We start from the raw sequence: 19,213 nt of genomic DNA on the forward strand, positions 1-19,213 counted from the left end.
GTCAAGTCTGCTTTTATTATTTTTAAGCGTGCATAATAAGCCCTACACAAATTGGGAGATATATCATGAAAGGCTGGCTTTTTCTTGTTATCGCAATAGTTGGCGAAGTAATCGCAACATCCGCATTAAAATCTAGCGAGGGCTTTACTAAGCTTGCCCCTTCCGCCGTTGTCATAATCGGTTATGGCATCGCATTTTATTTTCTTTCTCTGGTTCTGAAATCCATCCCTGTCGGTGTTGCTTATGCAGTCTGGTCGGGACTCGGCGTCGTCATAATTACAGCCATTGCCTGGTTGCTTCATGGGCAAAAGCTTGATGCGTGGGGCTTTGTAGGTATGGGGCTCATAATTGCTGCCTTTTTGCTCGCCCGATCCCCATCGTGGAAGTCGCTGCGGAGGCCGACGCCATGGTGACGGTGTTCGGCATTCTGAATCTCACCGAGGACTCCTTCTTCGATGAGAGCCGGCGGCTAGACCCCGCCGGCGCTGTCACCGCGGCGATCGAAATGCTGCGAGTCGGATCAGACGTCGTGGATGTCGGACCGGCCGCCAGCCATCCGGACGCGAGGCCTGTATCGCCGGCCGATGAGATCAGACGTATTGCGCCGCTCTTAGACGCCCTGTCCGATCAGATGCACCGTGTTTCAATCGACAGCTTCCAACCGGAAACCCAGCGCTATGCGCTCAAGCGCGGCGTGGGCTACCTGAACGATATCCAAGGATTTCCTGACCCTGCGCTCTATCCCGATATTGCTGAGGCGGACTGCAGGCTGGTGGTTATGCACTCAGCGCAGCGGGATGGCATCGCCACCCGCACCGGTCACCTTCGACCCGAAGACGCGCTCGACGAGATTGTGCGGTTCTTCGAGGCGCGGGTTTCCGCCTTGCGACGGAGCGGGGTCGCTGCCGACCGGCTCATCCTCGATCCGGGGATGGGATTTTTCTTGAGCCCCGCACCGGAAACATCGCTGCACGTGCTGTCGAACCTTCAAAAGCTGAAGTCGGCGTTGGGGCTTCCGCTATTGGTCTCGGTGTCGCGGAAATCCTTCTTGGGCGCCACCGTTGGCCTTCCTGTAAAGGATCTGGGTCCAGCGAGCCTTGCGGCGGAACTTCACGCGATCGGCAATGGCGCTGACTACGTCCGCACCCACGCGCCTGGAGATCTGCGAAGCGCAATCACCTTCTCGGAAACCCTCGCGAAATTTCGCAGTCGCGACGCCAGAGACCGAGGGTTAGATCATGCCTAGCATTCACCTTCCGGCCGCCCGCTAGCGGACCCTGGTCAGGTTCCGCGAAGGTGGGCGCAGACATGCTGGGCTCGTCAGGATCAAACTGCACTATGAGGCGGCGGTTCATACCGCGCCAGGGGAGCGAATGGACAGCGAGGAGCCTCCGAACGTTCGGGTCGCCTGCTCGGGTGATATCGACGAGGTTGTGCGGCTGATGCACGACGCTGCGGCGTGGATGTCCGCCAAGGGAACGCCCGCCTGGGACGTCGCGCGGATCGACCGGACATTCGCGGAGACCTTCGTCCTGAGATCCGAGCTCCTAGTCGCGAGTTGCAGCGACGGCATCGTCGGCTGTTGCACCTTGTCGGCCGAGGATCCCGAGTTCTGGCCCGACGCCCTCAAGGGGGAGGCCGCATATCTGCACAAGCTCGCGGTGCGACGGACACATGCGGGCCGGGGTGTCAGCTCCGCGCTGATCGAGGCTTGCCGCCATGCCGCGCGAACGCAGGGGTGCGCCAAGCTGCGGCTCGACTGCCACCCGAACCTGCGTGGCCTATACGAGCGGCTCGGATTCACCCACGTCGACACTTTCAATCCCGGCTGGGATCCAACCTTCATCGCAGAACGCCTAGAACTCGAAATCTAACGTCCGTTCGGGCATCGAGGTCCATGTCGGGGTGGGACGGGCCCGTGGCTTCAAGATCACTTGCAGTCCGACCGCGATGTCTTGGTTGCGCGAGAGGTTGTCGATATCCTCCACTTCCATCATCAACCCTGGATAATGCCGCCGCCGTCATCGCCGCCGACGCCCGTGCCGGGCTTTTCGGGCCTGTCAGGCTCGCTCGGCCGCCTCTGCGACTTCGCGCACCTTCGGAAAAATAATGACGTTGGTGCGGTGGGGTTCCATAGTGTTCCTCCTGGCCTTACGGCCCGATCTTCAATTCATGATACTTCCAGTTCTTCGAGCGAGTGCCCCTTGGCGAGCCATTCTTTGACCCATTTGGGCTTGCGCCCGCGTCCGTTCCATGTTTCCCATTGGTCGTCAGGATTACGATACTGACGTTCCTTGCTCGCAAGCTCGGCGATGTTTATTCCATGCGTGTTGGCAATTTCGAGAATTTTCTTGCGGGCTTCCTGCCTCTCTTTGGCCTCTCGTTTCTTGAGTTCTGCGTCGATCTGGGCACGCTGTGCACGCAGCTCGTCGGCGCTCATGTTCTTGAGGTCATTCACTTTTCTACTCTCCTTCTACACTAGAATTGCGGATGGTCAGATTGCGACCGTATTGCTTGACAGCCTTCGGCCTTCCTGGGGTTCTAGGGATTTTCCGTCCAAAAACGACAAAGTGCTCTGGAGGCCGCGCCGTCCGTGGCCTCCAGAGGGGTATTACTTTTCGCTGACGGGTAAATATCCCTCGATTGAGCGCATAAGCTCCTCCAGATCTGGCAATTTTTCGCTCAATTCGAAGTGGTAAGTCCCCTTGAGGTTAATGTTGTGCCAGGCCACAGGGGATGCCTGTTTGACGATATCTATTCTCTTGGTATCTCCTTGGTATTCGAAGCTGGTCAACAGCTGGCTGAGTATCCTGGAGTTGAAGTAAACGATGGCATTGGTGACCAGGCGAGCGCACTCATTCCATAGCTGGATTTCTTCGTCTGAACTGCCCCGGAACTGATCCCCATTGACGCTGCTCACGGCCCGACGCAGTTGGTGATAGGCCTCTCCCCGGTTCAGCGCGCGCTGAACATAGTTTCTTAAACTGGCATCATCGATGTAGCACAGTAGATAATTCGCTTTCACCAGGCGATTGTATTCCGTCAGGGCTTCCAGCAGCGGGTGATTGCGCTTGTACTCCGAGAGCTTTCTCACCAAGGTGGCTTGCGTTGTTTTCCGCTGCTTAAGTGATACTGCAATCCGTTGGATGGTATCCCAGTGCTGCGCAATACGATGGGTATTGATTGGCTTTTTTAAGCACAGCTGAATTCGGTGTTCTTTGTCTTCCTTGACATCAAACATGTCATTGATCACTTTGCCAACCTGGGCATAGCGTGGGGCAAACTGGTATCCGAACAGATCCAGTAACGCGAAGTTCACATGGTTCACCCCATGGGTATCGGTTGAGAGCACATCCGGAATGATGTCTGACGTATTGCTCATCAACAAATCAAAGATGTAGTGCGATTCATGTTCGTTGGCGCCGATCACTCTGGCGTTGATCGCAGCGTGATTGGCGATCAAGGTCATGGCAGAAACACCTTTTTGAGTGCCAAAGTACTTCGACGAATAACGGGTTTTGAAGGTCTCGCGCCGGGCTTCGAACTTTTGACCATCGGCACTGGCGTGGATCACATCTTCCTGGATGTTGTAGTACCGGAAGATGGGTAGCTTGGCTGTCGCGTTATTGATGTTGTCGTTAGCAGCATTCAATGTTTCCAGGCGAAGATAGTTCGCCTGGATAGTGCTGAGCTGATCATAGGTACGATCAGAGATCTGTGCCATGCCGTAAATGCCTTGATTGGTTGCATTGCCGACCAGAATTGCCAACAGGTCATATTCATGGGAACGGCTTCTGGATTGGGAACCCAGCACATGAGCGAAGCAGTCAATGAAACCGGTGTCACGATCAACCATGCGCAGTACATCCGCAATCCCCGTTGTGGGAATTTGCTGGAAGAAGGGATTGTTGACCAGATGATGTTTGCTGGCCGAAGGCAGGCGCCAGAAGCGTTTACCCTGCGGATTACGCAAGATGATATTCCGGTTGTCTTCCTGTTCAAGATATTCGCCGACTTCGTACAAACGGGTATCCAATTCCATGGCCATCTGTTTGATCAGCTTTTCAGGCTCCTCCGCTAATTTTGTAAAATGGCTCTGTTGAAGCAGCGTATATTTGTTTTTTCGCCAATGTTCCCCGTCGATCAGGTCGGCGTCGAGTGCCCGGTATTTAGTGATATCAGGCAGCGTCAGCTGGCCATTCAGGCGATCAGGAATCTGTTGATAGAGGAACCACTCATAACGATCGATCAGGATATTCCCTTCACCATCCAGCAGGAATTCACGTGATTTTTTGGAAAGGAGTCTGGTGTCGGCAGTTTGCAACTGAGCGTCCTGGCCGTTGAGTTCGTTTTGTGTTTTCGCCAAGGCGGCCGCTAAGTGCTGGGTGCCGTCGCAGCCTTCGAAGCGCAGACATAGGAACAACTCTCGCAGCAAACCTTTCCGCAGACTTTCTTTCTCGTCGCAGTACTGCCACATGGCTTCATCGACCGATCGTCGCTGCTCGTTCAGGAAGAGACATACAGATTCCAGATCCCTTTTGGTCAGCAGGCTCAGTGCTTGCTGTCTTACTGTTGCAAACGGTAGTTGCAGATCAATGCTGTCATCAATGAACAGGTGCAGTACTTCAGCTGCCTTGCTGACATTTTTAGCTGCTTTTTGCCAATCCTTAAACACCGCTTCCTGCGCATAATCCTTTGCCTTCTGTTTGGTCTGTCTGACATGATGCACAAAGCCATCGGCAATACGTTCCAGCGCTTGCTGCCATCGCGTTTGAAGATAGCACAATAAATACAGCCATTGGCTGCCTACGGTTTGACGTTTCAGTTTGGCACCGTAGTAGTCGACTTTCTCTGCCAGGTGTTGCAGATTTTTCTGCGACAGTGATAGCGTGCTCAACAGCAGATCCACTTCCGGCATCCAATGCTGGATATGGCGATAGACAATCAGTTCTTTCTCCAACTCGGTTCCGGTGAAGTTACGAGCCGATTGTCGCAACTGTCGGAACGGCAGTGGACCTGTGCCGTTCACGAGCTCCGCCAGTGCTTGCTTAAGACCGCGTGACATTGCACGCTCAAGGTGCGCGGCCATGTGTTCCTGTTCGTCTCCCACCACCTGACTGATGATCTTTTGCAGCGTGCTGTAGGCAGGGATTGCGATCTTCTGCCCCGAACAATATTCAATGGCCGCATCGAAGAGGTGCCTAGGCGCTGTCCAGGCTCTGGCTTGCTGGGATAAGTAATCTCTCAACGCCGCTCCATGGTCTTTGACATTCCAGCGCTGGTAGTTGCAGAGCTGGAAAACACGTTGGTAAATCCGTTCGTTCTCTTTTGGCGTGAGATTAAAGGGTCTACAGCCTGGGCCTGGTAGAACGGTTTGATAAACGTATTTGAGGTCCTGCTTGATCTGATGAAAGCCGGGATTCAGCACCACCGGCTTGGCTTTGAAATAGCCCAGCAGTACCACCAGCATGTAACGCTGGCCCCGATGACGGAGGCTTTTAGCGATCGCCAGTTCCTTATCGTTCAGCGAGAAAAAGAAGCGTTGGTCGGCGGAGGTGAAAGCGGGGGGTCCATATAACTCATCTTGTTCTGCCTCGGACAAGATTTGGACACGTTCTTCGAATGCCATGGATTTAGCCCAAAAAGACTAAATCTTACTCAAACAGAGCCCAAATAGGGATCTCGAAAAAAGTAATACCCCTCTGGAGGCCACAGACGGCGGGGCCTCCAGAGCACTTTGTCGTTTTTGGACGGAAAATCCCTAGAACCCCTAAGTGCCTTCAGTATAAGGCCTAGAGGTGTCTACGAAGCCCAGGGCGATTCATTAATAAATAGCGAGACCGTAACGGTCTCGCATGCTCAACTTGTCACTTTGCCTCTAGTTTATCTGCCTTCCCAGCAGCAGTACGAACCTGCTGGTAATCCCCCCTAAAAACCACGGTGCTCATAAGTAGAATTTTCCGTAAGCTGCACACAGGGGAGAAAATCACGTTTTACCGACAGCCAGATACTGGCTGTCCTGAAGCAGGCCGAGAACGGGGTTCCAGTGCCTGACCTGTGCCGTGAACACGGCATCAGCAGTGCGACCTTTTACAAGTGGCGATCCAAGTTTGGTGGCATGGATGCATCCATGATGGCCCGACTCAAGGAGCTTGAGAACGAGAACCGGAATTGATTATGCTTGGCCGAGTGCGTCCAGCGATGGGTAGAGAAAAAGGCGCTCCGCATAAGGCTTTGCCTCCCCCGTCAAACGAGCAACATGCGGTAGACCAGCACCGATCAGCAGTACCGGAAGTCTCTCTTGCGACATACGGTGAATAGCGGCAATAAGGGCAGCTAGATCCTCTTTTGAGAAATACTGAACGTTATCAATGAAAAGAACCCATCCCGTGCCCGCAGCCTGTGCTGCTTTGCCGATCACAGCCAATAGGCCTAGTAGGTCGTATTCAAGGTCTCCGCTATCAGCGAGTCCCGGCTTAGGCTGAGCGGGGATCTCAGCACCTCTGGTATCAATTTTGAAGGTAGACGCAAAACTCTGAAGGCCTGTTAATCCACGGCTAACTATTTCCTTTGCCGACTCAACACCAGAGAGCGAGTGCATAACTTCCCGCATTTCAGGATAGAGAAGACGTGCAAGGCCTTCATGTTCTGGTGATTTGACATGAGAAACGAGAAGACCTTCCTTCCTAGCATTTATTCTAATTTCATTCAGCAATACGGTCTTTCCAGTGCCTTTTAACCCGAGAAACATTATGGGGCGTGCGTTTCGCCCCTTAATGGCTCGCCCACAGGATATTCTTGCCATTTCAAGAAGTGAGGTGTGCACCTCCAATTCGGAAGGCCTGTGTCTAACGCCAGGCGTCAACGGGTTGCGGTAGGAATCCATATGAACCACTAAATCTCGATTTGCGGGGCTAAGGGAGCCCCCACCTGACGAGTTTAGTCCGCCAGGAGTGGATGGGCCAAGGTCAACCTTTCTGCTTTCGCTGATAGATTATTTGAGCATCATTTATTTCGGACATACTCAGAATATGTCCATCAGCATGCCCGGAATCAGGAAAGATAGACCCATTCTCCAGCACAAAAAAATAGACGGGATCACAATCTGGATCATCTCTGCTCCTGAGCTCAACCAAGCGCTCAAGCGTCCAGCGGTCACTTTGGGTCATCCAGGCGGGCATCATCACTAACACATCTGTGACGATGAGGCCGTCACCTTGTTGGTTCAAGATCTCAACCAGCATCTGTACATCAGCCGGCATTAGGGTGTTCTGCAAATCGAGTCCGTCGTCGTCCTGCACAAGGGTTACACAGAACCATGGGCGAAAGAGGTTTCGTTCAACTAGGCGCCAATGCTGTGATTCGCCAAAAAGGCCGTAAAAACCTACCTCAGTACTTTTATGCGTTTTAAACATAGCCAGTCACGTCAAAATGAACACTATAGATTGTAGTTCTATAGTGTTCAAGATGGCTAGATATTTAGCTTTACGAGTCGAGGAAATTGACAAGTGGAGCTCAAGCACGCATTCGCAGCGGCTTTGCGAGATATTCGTAATAGCCGAAAATTGACACAAGAAGATTTTTCGAGCGTTAGTAGTAGAACTTATCTCAGTACCTTGGAGCGCGGGATGAAATCGCCAACGCTCGAAAAAATTGATGCGTTATCTTCCGTTATAGGGGTTCATCCCCTGACCTTGCTGACTCGCTGCTATCTAAATGCGGCGCCGGGGGTGTCCCTGGAAGACCTTATGGCCCGAGTGAAGGCCGAGGTCGATGCTCTTGCCCCGTCAAGTACATGATTTTGATGATACCTAAATAAGCGGGCGCGCCTTGACTGCAAGGTTACAGCTGCCTACCCTCTGACTGTAAAATTGCACTAAAGAGGCCGTCGGCATGAGTCTCTCAATCGCGAGCTTCATACAGCGCGGAAGCGAAGTACCGCGGGTACTGCTTCCCTCCATCTTCCGGATCTTCGAAGCCTGGAAACTCACCGGTGCGCAGCAGGTGAAGCTTCTGGGTCTGATCAATGAAAAAACCTTGTACAACTGGAAAAAGGCGCCCGAGAAGGCCGAGCTATCCCTCGATCACATCGAACGGGCGAGTTACATTCTTGGCATCTACAAGGCGCTGCAGGTGCTTTTTCCTACCCAATCCAACGCCGACCGTTGGCTAACGAAAGCGAACGATAGCCCCATGTTCAATGGTCAGGCGCCAATAGATTGGCTGATGGCCGGGTACATGGTGGATCTGGCGGCTATCCGGGTTCATCTGGACTCCGCGCGGGGCGGCTGATTAGCTCGACGACTTTTCATACAGGGTCCAGGGTGCTCCCCCCTTTTCACAGACGGCCCTAATACGGTATGTCAGTGCTATCAGGATCAATGTTGGTACCACTCACACCCCCGAACTGAGGTACTTCACCACCCAGCTTGCCTATGGTTTTTGCCATCTCACCGTTCAGATACAGGAGTGACATGTAGCGGCTACGGGCAATGTCGAGATCACGCTTCAGCGTCTCTATTTGAGCTGTCTGGCGGGGGTTGTCCTGAATTCGCTGGTAGGGCCTGGTTACGCTTGCAGTGCTCATATTAAGTGTCCACTAGAAAATAAGTGGACACTATCCTGACGGCCCCAGTGCTCAGCTCAAGACGGGATCACCGGACGCTTACCATGCTTTGAGATGGGGCGTGCTTTCAGGAGTACGTAGGCATTCAAAGATTCGTAGGTGCTCGTCAGGGTTAACTCGCCATGCTCATGAATTTTGAGGTTGGCTGAGCCTTAGCAAATTCTTGTTTGGCTGCGTTGCGGTTCCAAGACGCGGTACGCCGGTGATCTTTGGGACGCCATTGCCCCCAGTTACACTTTTATTGGCTTAGCGGGCAGTCAAGCACTCAAGTACCTCTAGCCTCCTAGACTAGATATATCTCATCCTCTCGGTCTGTAGGCGGCATAGCATGAATATAAGCTTGACTGTCCTCCTAACCCGTGTCACCAGACGATTATAGCTGGATAGCAAAACGAGACCTCAGGTTGACAGAAAAAAAGTCTGTCAAAGCGGTCTATTATTTTTTTGCCTTATCATTCAATACCTTGTATACTAAATTCACAGCTGACAGAAGTTTCATATCGTAGTTCGGGTAATTCGTCGAGAAACAGTACGCCACGGTGGGCCTGGCTGATTTCTCCGGGGCGCGGCTGGCTGCCGCCGCCCACCAGCGCTGCCGCAGATGCACCATGATGGGGCGCACGGAATGGCCGCGTCGGCCAGGCCTGTAACGGGCCTTGTCCGCATACTGACTGGATGGCGGCGACTTCAAGTGCTTCGCTCTCGACCAGTTGCGGCAAAATCCCGGGTAAGCGACTGGCGAGCAGGGTTTTCCCGGTACCCGGCGGGCCAAACAAAAGCAGATTATGCCCGCCACTGGCCGCGACGATCAGCGCGCGTTTGGCCTGCGCCTGCCCTTGCACCTCGTCAAGGTCAGCATGATAGCGAGGCATTTCGGGTGCCGGATTGGCCGGTACCGGTTCGAGGGTGCGTTCACCGCGCAGGTGTTCGCACAGCTCCAACAGATGATCGGCGGCGATTATATGCAAACCCCGTACTAACGCTGCCTCCATGGCATTGGCGCGTGGTAACAGCAGGGTCCGGCCCTGGTCGCGACAGGCGAGGGCCGCCGGCAACACGCCCTGCACCGGACGTAACTCGCCGGACAGCGCCAGCTCGCCCAGGCATTCGCACTGGTCCAGCACCTCGGCAGGAATCTGGCCGCTGGCCGATAACAGGCCCAGTGCAATGGCCAGATCGAAGCGTCCGCCTTCCTTGGGCAGGTCAGCGGGCGCGAGATTGATGGTGATGCGTTTCAGACCGGGGAATTCGAGGCGCGCATTCTGCAGTGCGCTGCGTACGCGGTCCTTGCTTTCGCGCACCGCGGTTTCAGGCAGCCCGACCAGTGTCAGGCTGGGCATTCCATTGGCCAGATGCACCTCAACGGTGACGGCAGGCGCCTGCACGCCGAGTTTGGCGCGGCTGTGGACAATCGCCAGGGACATGATCGCTCCTTGATCAGGCCCACCTGCGCATCAGGTGGACGGTGCTTGCGTGCCTTGCTCGATGGCTTCTACGCGCTTTTCCAGGGCTTCTAGCCGTGCGCGGGTACGTTCAAGAACGACCTGCTGCGTCTCGAATTCCTCACGGCTGACTACATCGAGTTTGGAAAGCGCGCTCTGCAGCAAGGCTTTGAGGTGTTGTTCTACATCAGGTCCCGGAAGACCCTTTTCATTGATCAGCAATCGTGCGGCCTGGCTGCTGACCGCGCCAATCAGAACTTTATGCAACATGGCGATTCGCTCTCGCTGGGCCCGGGCAGAATACGGCGTCCTGAAAACGCTTGCGCTCGATCACGCGGCATTTTCAACAATTGTCCCTGCCGGAGGGCGACAAAAGCGCAGTTTAGCACAGCCCTCGAGTCCTCTTTTTGCGGGCTGGTCACTGTTCACCAATGGCGCACAGACGGGTATTGCTTGCACCACGCTGGGGCATAGCGCCGTTAGCCGGTTCGCTTGGCAAAATGCCATATGGATAATAAGCCACTGAAAATAAAGAAGAATCTGAATGTGGCAGGAATTCTGCAGTGCAATCCGCAGCTGCAGCTGGTAGGCGAACCAAATTGGGTTCCTTCCCGGAAGCGAGCTTGGCTTTACCGAAGGGAGCACGGAGACGAAGCAGTTGCACTGAGCATAGGGATCGTTGCCAGACCAGTTTCGCCGCAAGGACCGATAACTGCGACAACCTCCATGCGTCGTCCCGTTTCTAAAAGCCTCTAACTCGGCATAGACTTGTCCCTGTCCCCCAGGGCAGTCCATATACACGGGAGTATCGATATGAAATTAGTAACGGCTGTTATCAAGCCATTCAAGCTGGATGACGTGCGTGAAGCCTTATCCGAGATCGGGGTCCAGGGCATCACGGTTACCGAGGTCAAGGGTTTTGGCCGACAGAAGGGGCATACCGAACTTTATCGTGGCGCGGAATACGTAGTGGATTTCCTGCCCAAGGTGAAGATCGATGTGGCAATCGGAGACGACATGCTGGACCGGGTTATCGAGGCGATTACCAAGGCAGCCAACACCGGGAAGATCGGTGACGGGAAGATCTTCGTAGTCAATCTGGAGCAGGCGATCCGCATCCGAACCGGGGAAACCGATACGGACGCAATCTAGGGATCGTTAATTGACGCAGTAACCAAGCCTATTTGGGGGGCTTATTATGGATATCTCGCAAGTAACGTATGCGTTGGATACGTTCTATTTTCTGCTGTGCGGCATTCTGGTGATGTGGATGGCCGCCGGTTTCGCCATGCTTGAGGCCGGCCTGGTCCGCGCCAAGAGCACCACCGAAATTCTGGCCAAGAACATCGCACTGTTCGCTATCGCGTCGGTCATGTACCTGCTGATCGGCTACTACATCATGTACTCCTCTGACGGCCCGATCTTTCCGAGCCTGGGCTTTTTGATCGGTAGCGAAAACACGGTTGATGCGGTGCTGGCCGGTGGCGACGATGCGCCCTACTACTCTTCCCGCGCGGACTTCTTCTTCCAGATCGTCTTTGCTGGCGCCTGTATGTCGATTGTTTCGGGCGCAGTGGCCGAGCGTATGAAGCTGTGGTCCTTCCTGCTGTTCGCGGTTGTCATGACGGGTTTCATCTACCCGATCCAGGGCGCCTGGAGCTGGGGCGGCGGCTGGTTGTCGGATGTCGGTTACTCGGATTATGCCGGCTCTGGCATCGTGCATATGGCTGGTGCTGCGGCGGCTCTCGCGGGTGTGCTGGTCCTGGGTCCGCGTCGCGGCAAATACGGCCCGAACGGCCAGGTCAACGCTATCCCGGGTTGTAACCTGGCACTGTCCACACTGGGTATCTTCATCCTGTGGATGGGTTGGTTCGGCTTCAACGGCGGCTCGGAACTGAAGATCTCCGACATCGATTCGGCTAACAACGTGGCTCAGGTACTGGTCAATACCAACCTGTCTGCGGCGGGCGGCCTGATTGCGGCGATGATTGTTTCACGCATCCTGTTCGGCAAGACCGACCTGACCATGATCCTCAACGGCGCGCTGGCAGGTCTGGTCTCCATCACTGCCGATCCGCTTTCACCGAGTGCGCTGTCGGCCATGCTGATCGGTGCGGTTGGTGGCGTGATTGTGGTCTTCAGCGTCCTGGCCTTGGACAAGCTGAAGCAGGACGATCCGGCTGGCGCGATTTCCGCCCACGGTTCTGCCGGTATCTGGGGCGTGATGGCGGTGCCGCTGACCAACGCTGAAGCGACCTTCGGCGGCCAGTTAGCTGGCGTGATCGGCATCTTCCTCTGGGTGTTCCTGGCTAGCCTGCTGGTCTGGTATATCATCAAGGCAATCATTGGTGTGCGCATCAGTGAGGAAGAGGAATACGAAGGCGCCGATATTTCCGAGTGCGGAATGGAAGCCTATCCGGAATTTACCAGCAGCAAAGGCTGAGCAGCAGCGACCGCCAGACCTTTGAGAAGGTAAAGCTATACAAGCAGGGCGCCCCATGGCGCCCTGCTTGCGTTTGGAACTTGAGGAGACCTGCAATGTGGTTGCAACGAACCATCACGCTCAAGCCCCGTCGCCGGGGCTTTCACCTGGTTGATGAGGAAATACTCTCTGCGTTGCCCGAACTGGCAGATATGGACGTGGGGTTACTCCATCTGTGGTTACTGCACACCTCTGCCTCGCTCAGCATCAACGAGAATGCCGATCCACTGGTACGCGGTGATCTCGAGGCGTTCCTGCGCCGTCTGGTGCCAGACGACACGCCGTACTTCAAGCATACGTACGAAGGCCCCGATGACATGACCGCGCATGTCAAAGCCAGCCTGCTTGGCGTCCAGCTGAGCGTTCCGGTCAGCCATGGGCGGCTCGCTACCGGAACCTGGCAGGGAATCTATCTGGGTGAGCACCGGGAAGAGGCCGGCAGCCGGCGCGTGCTTGCAACGCTTCAGGGCTAAACTTGATGGGATGAGCGCGGTCACAGCTAAGAACAACGACAGGAGAAGACTATGCAGGCCGAGACTTTCCAGTACCTGCTGGAGTGGACCACGAAGTTCCATAACCATATGGCCAGTTGCCTCGAAGAAGGGCTCGATGAGCAGCTGGACGACTGCGCCAAATGGCTGATGAAGTACGTCGCCGAGCATGAGCGCACGCTGGCCACGGAAGTGGAGGGTTTTAAACGTCAGGCTGATCCCAAGGCGCTCAACACCTGGCTATACGAGCATCTGACCGAAACGCTCCCGCCGAATGATCGCCGCAAATTGCCGTTCGGCAGCATGAGCTTCGAGGACATCGCCAGCGAGGTTGTCGATGTGCATAACCAGATCGTCAATACCTATGAATCAATGGCTAACAAGGCTGCCATTCCCGAAGCACAGGAGCTGATGGAAAAGGTACTGGATGCCGAGCAGGGCGTGCTCAGGCAGATGGCAGACCGGATCAGCAGCTCACGCGAAATGTAGCCAGGCTGCGTAATGCCAGGGGGCCGTCGGCGCTCACCTGGCTGAAGTGGTGGCGAGGCCTCTACATCAGGCTTTTTGTACCCCAGGCGCAACTGAAAAAAATCTGAATTGTTGCTGGCCAAATTTTCTGGTTGCGCTATAAATAGCCTGTTTTTTTCTGCGCGAGACCAAGGTAATGAGCGACGACGACATCGAAGACCAAGAGCAGGATCAGGATCAGGAACTGACCGGGCTGAACGACCCCAATGTGGATGACACGTCAGACGACGACGAAGAGACGCCGGTCGTAAAGCCTCGCAAGAAGGCTGCCGTGGAGGATCCGCTGGAAGGGCTGTCTGTTGAAGCCAAGGCGCGCGAGCGGGAAATGCTGGAGCGGCAGATCGCCGAATTCATGGCGCGCGGCGGGCAGGTGCAGGAGATCGATTCCAATGTGGTCAGTGATCCGCCCAGAAAGCCCGACAGCAAATACGGCAGCAGACCTATCTAGGTTCCAGATCTAGGTTCCAGAGTGCCGATGTCATAGCGCTGTAGCCACTCGGGTATCTCGCTCAGGCAGCGCACTTCGCCATGGGGTCTGGGTTGGTCCGGCCAGGGCAAACCCAGCCGATTGAACCAGAGCGTGTGCAGTCCAACTGCCTGCGCGCCCTGCATATCGTCAACCGGATGGTCGCCGATATGCAGGGTTTCGGCAGGTTCGGCAGAGGCTCGCTCCAGGGCAGCGAGAAACGGCGCAGGGTCGGGTTTGCTGCGGCCGATGTCGTCGGCCGACACGATAATACTGAAATACTGCTCAAGCCCCAGACGGCGCACATCGGCATTGCCGTTGGAAATCGTCGCGAGTTGATAACGCGGAGCCAGTTGCTGCAACAGGTTTTCCACATGCGGAAAGAAAGTCACCGCATGGCGCGCCTCGAGAAACACATCAAAACCCCGCTGCGCCAGCTCTTTCAGCTGATCCTCGGCATAACCCGCTTTGCGCAGCCCCAGCTCCAGTATGGCAATGCGCAGCGCAGTCACCCGGTGGCTCAGGTCGGGATCGGTCGCCAGCACCTCCTTGCGCAAGTGGCGGCGCGCTTCCGCATCCAGCCGTTCTACAAACAAGGGCGCGTTGACCTTCAGCCACTCGAGCAATGTCAGCTCGGCGGCTGCGACCACTGTCTCGGTTTCCCAGAGCGTGTTATCCAGATCGAATGTCAGCAGGCGGATCATGATTCATCTCGGTTCTTGGGTTTGCCAGGCGTGCCGGACGACTTTCTGGCACGGGGATGGCTTTGATCATACACCTGGGCCAGATGCTGGAAATCCAAGTGCGTATAGATCTGAGTAGTACTGATATCGGCGTGGCCGAGCAGCTCCTGCACCGCACGCAGGTCACCCGAAGACTCCAGGATATGGCTGGCGAAGGAGTGTCGCAGCATGTGTGGATGCACATGTTGGCCGATGTGCTGAACGCCGCGCTGGCGCACCCTCAGCTGAATAGCTCTGGGTGTCAGGCGTCGTCCTTGCTTGCCGATGAACAGCGGTTGCTCGGAGCCGCTGGGCGCCAGCCGTACTTTCAGCCAGCGCTGCAGGGCTTCGCGGGCATGGCGCCCGACCGGCAGGATGCGGGTCTTGCTGCCCTTGCCGAGCACCCGCACTTCGCCGCCGGCCAGGTCCACCTCATGCACGTTGAGTCCTGCCAGTTCGGCAAGGCGCAGGCCGGATGAGTAGAACAGCTCGAGCATGGCGTGGTCACGGATGGCCAGCCAGTCATCATCGTCGTTTTCGTTGAGTAGTCGCGCGGTCAGGTCTGCATCCAGGGCCCGGGGCAGTTTGCGCGGCGACTTCGGCGCACGCAGATCCAGCGCCGGGTTATGCCGGCACCTCCGCTCGCGGATCAGAAAGCGATACAGGCTGCGCACCGAGCTGAGCGCGCGCTGCAGGCTTCGACCGGACAGCCCGCGTTCGTGCTGCTTGGCCACAAAGCGGCGCAGGTATTCGGTATCCACCATGGACCAGTCGCGTACGCCTTGTTCGTGCAGGTAATCCGCCAACCCCGACAGGTCGTGCCGGTAGGCTTCAAGGGTTCGCGGGGACAGCTGACGCTCGCTGCGCAGGTGCTCCAGAAAAGCGTCCAGATCGGTCTGCAGAGGCGTTTCGAGTGTCATACGAGCTCCCTTACGGTACAGCCTGGATCCGCTGCGGGCGACCGGAGTGGCCCGGTCGCAATAGTGCGCAGGGCTTTAATCCCTGGGTTCATCCATCATCGGGCGCTGGCGCAGCAGTACGCGGGCGAGGGCGTCGGCGACGTAACCCAGAAACAGGGTGCCCGTCGCGCTCTTGTATTGCTGTGGATCGCGGCTGCCGAGCGCCAGTACGCCATGCAAACCATGATGCTGGATCGGCGCGAGGGCGGTGGAGGCGACTTCCTGACCGGATTCGCCGAACAGAAAGCCCAGCTCATCGGGACGCAGCACACCACTAAGGGTTTTGTTGCTGTCGAGCAGGTGCCCGATGGCTTCACGCGCTTCACTGTGCGTCACGCAGCGAGCGTTGGTAAAACGGTTGGCTTCGCTGAATAGGATCAGGCTGACAAAGGGCACCTGAAAGTCGTTGCGCAAACTGTCTTCAATACTGGCGATCACCTGGTCCAGGCTCTGGGCCTCGAGCAGTCCCAACACCAGCCGGCGGCTCTTCTCGAACAGCCGGTCGTTATCCCGGGCCACTTCCATCAGATCATTCAGGCGGTGACGCACGTCGATATTGCGCTCCCGCAGCAGTTTGACCTGCCGCTCTACCAGTGAGACCGACTGGCCGCGCTGGTGCGGAATGATGAGATCAGGCAGCAGTTCGTCATGTTCGGCAAAAAAAGCGGGATGCTGGCGCAGATATTCAGCGACCTGTTCGGCATCCAGTTGAGTCTCGACTGGCTCGGTCTTTTCGGTCATACGCGTACTTGTCCTTCGTAAACCCGGTTGGCCGGGCCGGTCATCATGACGGGTCGGCCATCTCCATCCCAGCGGATGTGCAAGGTTCCACCGGGAAGCGTGATATCAACGGGCGAGTCGAGTTGCCCCATGCGAATGCCGGCTACGGCAGCCGCGCAGGCGCCGGTACCGCAGGCACGGGTTTCGCCGGCACCGCGTTCGTACACCCGCAGGCGCGCACTGTGACGGTCGATGATCTGCATGAATCCGGCATTGACCCGTCGCGGGAAGCGCGGGTGCCGCTCGATCGCAGGACCGAGCCGCTCCACGGGGAATGTGTCCACATCATCGACCAATATCACGCAGTGTGGGTTGCCCATCGATACTGCAGCCACCTCCAATCGTTCGCCTTCAACCTCAAGCGTATACACGATGGCTTCGGCTTCCGCTTCGAAGGGGATCTCAGCAGGGGCAAAACGCGGAGCGCCCATATCGACCGTAACGCGACCGTCATCGCTGACAGTCAGAATGATAGGCCCGCCAGCGGTTTCGACATGAATCTCCGATTTTGCTGTAAGGCGCTTGTCCTGCACAAACCGGGCAAAGCAGCGCGCGCCATTGCCGCATTGCTCGACCTCGCTGCCATCGGCATTGAAAATCCGGTAGCGAAAATCGGCATCGGGGCTGCGCGGCGGCTCGACCACCAGTAACTGGTCGAAGCCGACGCCGGTGTGCCGGTCGCTCCACAGACGTATGAGCCGCGGGGACAACTGAACATGCTGGGTGACCAAGTCGATGACCATGAAGTCATTGCCGAGCCCGTGCATCTTGGTAAATCGCAGCAGCATGTCAGGCCTCGGGCAGCAATGACTCGCCAGCGAACAACTCGCTGACCGTCTCGCGCCGGCGAATCAGATGTGTGCGGGTGCCGTCGACCATGATCTCGGCGGCGCGCGGACGCGTGTTGTAATTCGAGCTCATGACAAAGCCATAGGCTCCGGCGGAGCGCACCACCAGCAGATCACCGGCGGCGAGGGCGAGCTCACGGTCCTTGCCCAGAAAATCGCCGGTTTCACATACCGGCCCGACGATATCCCAGGTGGACGCTGGCACATCAGTGCGCGGCCGCACCGCATCGATGCCCATCCAGGCGCTGTACAGTGCCGGGCGGATCAGGTCGTTCATTGCCGCATCGATGATGGCAAAGTTCTTGTGCTTGGTCGGCTTGAGCATGTTCACTTCAGTGAGCAGCACGCCGGCATTGGCGACGATTGAACGGCCCGGCTCGAACATGAGCTCCAGGTTGCGTCCGGCCAGCTGCTCAAGCACCTTGCTCAGATAGGTTCCCGGCGCAGGTGGCTGTTCATCGCGGTAGGTCACGCCGAGCCCGCCACCAAGGTCCAGATGGCGAATCTGGATGCCGTCCGCAGCCAATGCGTCAATCAGCCCGAGCAGGCGCTGCAGCGCGTCGAGAAAAGGCGTGTCGTCGGTCAGCTGCGAGCCGATATGGCAATCCACACCGCGCACCGCGATATTCGGCAGCTCGGCGGCGCGGCGGTATACGGCCGGCGCGTTAGCGATATCGATGCCGAACTTGTTTTCTTTCAGGCCGGTAGAGATGTACGGGTGGGTGCCGGCATCCACATCCGGGTTCACACGCAAGGATACCGGGGCCTGCACGCCCAACTCCGCGGCTACCTGCTGCAGACGCTCAAGCTCGGGTTCGGACTCGACATTGAAGCAATGGATACCCAGCTCCAAAGCGCGGCGCATTTCCCCGGCAGTCTTGCCCAGCCCGGAAAATACAACCCGGGAGGGATCACCACCAGCCGCCAGCACCCGCTCCAGCTCGCCGCCGGAAACAATGTCGAAGCCAGCGCCGAGGCGGGCGAGCACATTCAGCACCGCCAGGTTGGAGTTGGCCTTGACTGCGAAGCAGACCAGATGCGGCACGCCCGTAAGCGCGTCGTCCCAGGCCCGGTAGGCTTGCTCGATTGCCTGGCGCGAGTAGACAAAACAGGGTGTGCCATACTCTGCCGCGACCGCGGACAGGGCTACGGATTCGGCGTGTAGTTCACCATTCTGGTAGTCAAAAGCTGTCATCGGGCGCTTCACTGTTCTTCGTTGGGTTGCTGGTTCAGTTCGTCCCGGGCCGGCTCGACTGTTTCGCTTGGGGTCTGCTGGGGCAGGAACAATGGACCCTTCTGGCCACAACCAGCCAGTACCAGCATTCCGAAGATCAGCGCGATGGATCGCTTCATGGAAAAAACCTTGTTGATAAACAGAGAATATCCGGCAGTATACCCAGCCGTCAGGTTCGACGCACCCGGACTGGGTCTCGTTAGGTATTAGAGGACACACATGAACGAACTCACTGAAGCGGACTTCAACAGGCAGGTCGACCTCATCCAGGACAAGATCGAGCATGCTGTCGATGCCTGCGGCCTGGATCTGGAGATGGAGCATGTTGAGGGATCACTTATTCTGCATACGGCAGACGGGGCGCGCGTCGTGCTGGGTCGTCAGCCTGCCTCACGTGAGCTCTGGCTTGCAGCCCCCGGTGCTACCCTGCATTTCGGTTTCGAGCCGGATCAGGGCTGGCTGTACGACAACGACGACGAGACGCTGGGCGAAGTGCTCGGCCGGGTATTGGGCAACCTGGTAGGCGATGACGTCGAGCTGGATATTGACTGAGAGGCGGGTCGCTCCGCCTGGTTGAACCCGCAGCACCACAGGGGCGTATCGTGCACCTCAGCGGCCTGCGGGAATTTGATTAA

General features: G+C 56.7%; 24 protein-coding genes and 1 pseudogene. 12 read left to right on the top strand and 13 right to left on the bottom strand.

What is annotated here, in order from left to right; translation table 11 throughout:
- Positions 1 to 65 precede the first annotated feature (65 nt).
- From HG264_RS14450 to HG264_RS14460, 3 genes are all read left to right on the top strand, one after another.
- The gene (locus HG264_RS14450) at positions 66 to 413 is read left to right on the top strand and encodes a quaternary ammonium compound efflux SMR transporter QacE delta 1 (RefSeq protein ID WP_000679427.1); all 348 of its coding nucleotides are present in this window, start codon (positions 66 to 68) and stop codon (positions 411 to 413) included.
- The gene (gene sul1, locus HG264_RS14455) at positions 407 to 1,246 is read left to right on the top strand and encodes a sulfonamide-resistant dihydropteroate synthase Sul1 (RefSeq protein ID WP_000259031.1); all 840 of its coding nucleotides are present in this window, start codon (positions 407 to 409) and stop codon (positions 1,244 to 1,246) included. Before HG264_RS14450 ends, sul1 begins: the two co-directional genes overlap by 7 nt.
- 127 nt (positions 1,247 to 1,373) lie before the next feature.
- Positions 1,374 to 1,874 (top strand): GNAT family N-acetyltransferase, encoded by a 501-nt coding sequence (locus HG264_RS14460; protein ID WP_000376623.1) that lies wholly within the window; start codon positions 1,374 to 1,376, stop codon positions 1,872 to 1,874.
- Between the two features lie 296 nt (positions 1,875 to 2,170).
- Here the strand turns inward: HG264_RS14460 and HG264_RS14465 are convergent, their stop codons facing one another.
- Positions 2,171 to 2,458, bottom strand: coding sequence for an H-NS family nucleoid-associated regulatory protein (locus HG264_RS14465; protein ID WP_012414174.1), 288 nt, complete (start codon positions 2,456 to 2,458; stop codon positions 2,171 to 2,173).
- A 153-nt stretch (positions 2,459 to 2,611) separates the two neighbouring features.
- A complete protein-coding gene (locus tag HG264_RS14470; RefSeq protein WP_021740570.1) occupies positions 2,612 to 5,629 on the bottom strand; it encodes a Tn3-like element IS3000 family transposase in 3,018 nt (1,005 codons plus the stop codon).
- Positions 5,630 to 5,980: 351 nt separating this feature from the next.
- On the opposite strand from HG264_RS14470, the pseudogene HG264_RS14475 reads away from it, so the two are divergent.
- Positions 5,981 to 6,169: pseudogene (locus tag HG264_RS14475) on the top strand (transposase); the annotation flags it as partial.
- A 6-nt stretch (positions 6,170 to 6,175) separates the two neighbouring features.
- Here HG264_RS14475 and HG264_RS14480 read toward each other — a convergent pair.
- Positions 6,176 to 6,886, bottom strand: a complete 711-nt coding sequence (locus HG264_RS14480) for an ATP-binding protein (RefSeq protein WP_169408292.1) — start codon at positions 6,884 to 6,886, stop codon at positions 6,176 to 6,178.
- Between the two features lie 82 nt (positions 6,887 to 6,968).
- On the bottom strand, positions 6,969 to 7,415 hold the full coding sequence (locus HG264_RS14485; RefSeq protein WP_169408293.1) for a hypothetical protein: 447 nt from the start codon (positions 7,413 to 7,415) through the stop codon (positions 6,969 to 6,971).
- Between the two features lie 93 nt (positions 7,416 to 7,508).
- Here HG264_RS14485 and HG264_RS14490 point away from each other — a divergent pair, with 93 nt between their 5' ends.
- Together HG264_RS14490 and HG264_RS14495 are read left to right on the top strand one after the other, a co-directional pair.
- The gene (locus tag HG264_RS14490) at positions 7,509 to 7,799 is read left to right on the top strand and encodes a helix-turn-helix domain-containing protein (RefSeq protein WP_169408294.1); all 291 of its coding nucleotides are present in this window, start codon (positions 7,509 to 7,511) and stop codon (positions 7,797 to 7,799) included.
- A gap of 94 nt (positions 7,800 to 7,893) precedes the next feature.
- Entirely contained in the window at positions 7,894 to 8,292 is a 399-nt protein-coding gene (locus HG264_RS14495; protein ID WP_169408295.1) for an antitoxin Xre-like helix-turn-helix domain-containing protein, read from the top strand.
- A 58-nt stretch (positions 8,293 to 8,350) separates the two neighbouring features.
- Here HG264_RS14495 and HG264_RS14500 read toward each other — a convergent pair whose 3' ends face one another.
- The 3 genes from HG264_RS14500 to HG264_RS14510 form a co-directional block, all read right to left on the bottom strand.
- Positions 8,351 to 8,587 (bottom strand): hypothetical protein, encoded by a 237-nt coding sequence (locus HG264_RS14500; RefSeq protein WP_169408296.1) that lies wholly within the window; start codon positions 8,585 to 8,587, stop codon positions 8,351 to 8,353.
- Positions 8,588 to 9,078: 491 nt separating this feature from the next.
- Entirely contained in the window at positions 9,079 to 10,050 is a 972-nt protein-coding gene (locus tag HG264_RS14505) for a YifB family Mg chelatase-like AAA ATPase (protein WP_169408297.1), read from the bottom strand.
- Between the two features lie 30 nt (positions 10,051 to 10,080).
- The gene (locus HG264_RS14510) at positions 10,081 to 10,338 is read right to left on the bottom strand and encodes an accessory factor UbiK family protein (protein ID WP_169408298.1); all 258 of its coding nucleotides are present in this window, start codon (positions 10,336 to 10,338) and stop codon (positions 10,081 to 10,083) included.
- 543 nt (positions 10,339 to 10,881) lie between these two features.
- On the opposite strand from HG264_RS14510, the gene glnK reads away from it, so the two are divergent.
- The 5 genes from glnK to HG264_RS14535 all read left to right on the top strand — a co-directional run bounded on the left by glnK (position 10,882) and on the right by HG264_RS14535 (position 14,017).
- The gene (gene glnK / locus HG264_RS14515; protein WP_093396590.1) at positions 10,882 to 11,220 is read left to right on the top strand and encodes a P-II family nitrogen regulator; all 339 of its coding nucleotides are present in this window, start codon (positions 10,882 to 10,884) and stop codon (positions 11,218 to 11,220) included.
- 46 nt (positions 11,221 to 11,266) lie between these two features.
- Positions 11,267 to 12,511, top strand: coding sequence for an ammonium transporter (locus HG264_RS14520; RefSeq protein ID WP_178102819.1), 1,245 nt, complete (start codon positions 11,267 to 11,269; stop codon positions 12,509 to 12,511).
- 95 nt (positions 12,512 to 12,606) lie between these two features.
- On the top strand, positions 12,607 to 13,023 hold the full coding sequence (locus HG264_RS14525) for a secondary thiamine-phosphate synthase enzyme YjbQ (protein WP_169408299.1): 417 nt from the start codon (positions 12,607 to 12,609) through the stop codon (positions 13,021 to 13,023).
- A gap of 51 nt (positions 13,024 to 13,074) precedes the next feature.
- Complete coding sequence (locus HG264_RS14530; RefSeq protein WP_169408300.1) at positions 13,075 to 13,530, top strand: hypothetical protein; 456 nt, start codon at positions 13,075 to 13,077, stop codon at positions 13,528 to 13,530.
- A gap of 175 nt (positions 13,531 to 13,705) precedes the next feature.
- Positions 13,706 to 14,017: a hypothetical protein gene (locus HG264_RS14535; protein ID WP_169408301.1), complete on the top strand. Its 312-nt coding sequence runs from the start codon at positions 13,706 to 13,708 to the stop codon at positions 14,015 to 14,017.
- On the opposite strand, the gene HG264_RS14540 is transcribed toward HG264_RS14535, so the two are convergent.
- From HG264_RS14540 to HG264_RS14565, 6 genes are all read right to left on the bottom strand, one after another.
- A complete protein-coding gene (locus HG264_RS14540) occupies positions 14,014 to 14,739 on the bottom strand; it encodes an HAD family hydrolase (protein ID WP_169408302.1) in 726 nt (241 codons plus the stop codon). The two genes, HG264_RS14535 and HG264_RS14540, sit on opposite strands and share 4 nt — an antisense overlap.
- A complete protein-coding gene (gene xerC, locus HG264_RS14545) occupies positions 14,736 to 15,659 on the bottom strand; it encodes a tyrosine recombinase XerC (RefSeq protein WP_256663864.1) in 924 nt (307 codons plus the stop codon). Before xerC ends, HG264_RS14540 begins: the two co-directional genes overlap by 4 nt.
- 93 nt (positions 15,660 to 15,752) lie before the next feature.
- Positions 15,753 to 16,457 carry a DUF484 family protein gene (locus tag HG264_RS14550; RefSeq protein WP_169408304.1) on the bottom strand — a complete coding sequence of 235 codons (705 nt, stop codon included), beginning with the start codon at positions 16,455 to 16,457 and terminating at the stop codon, positions 15,753 to 15,755.
- Positions 16,454 to 17,284 (bottom strand): diaminopimelate epimerase, encoded by an 831-nt coding sequence (gene dapF / locus HG264_RS14555; RefSeq protein WP_169408305.1) that lies wholly within the window; start codon positions 17,282 to 17,284, stop codon positions 16,454 to 16,456. Before dapF ends, HG264_RS14550 begins: the two co-directional genes overlap by 4 nt.
- Position 17,285: 1 nt before the next feature.
- Positions 17,286 to 18,539 (bottom strand): diaminopimelate decarboxylase, encoded by a 1,254-nt coding sequence (gene lysA, locus HG264_RS14560; RefSeq protein WP_169408306.1) that lies wholly within the window; start codon positions 18,537 to 18,539, stop codon positions 17,286 to 17,288.
- An 8-nt stretch (positions 18,540 to 18,547) separates the two neighbouring features.
- Complete coding sequence (locus tag HG264_RS14565) at positions 18,548 to 18,697, bottom strand: lipoprotein (protein ID WP_169408307.1); 150 nt, start codon at positions 18,695 to 18,697, stop codon at positions 18,548 to 18,550.
- 100 nt (positions 18,698 to 18,797) lie between these two features.
- On the opposite strand from HG264_RS14565, the gene cyaY reads away from it, so the two are divergent.
- On the top strand, positions 18,798 to 19,130 hold the full coding sequence (cyaY, locus tag HG264_RS14570) for an iron donor protein CyaY (protein ID WP_169408308.1): 333 nt from the start codon (positions 18,798 to 18,800) through the stop codon (positions 19,128 to 19,130).
- Positions 19,131 to 19,213: the final 83 nt, after the last annotated feature.

The sequence above is a fragment of the Pseudomonas sp. gcc21 genome, assembly GCF_012844345.1.
Lineage (GTDB): Bacteria > Pseudomonadota > Gammaproteobacteria > Pseudomonadales > Pseudomonadaceae > Halopseudomonas.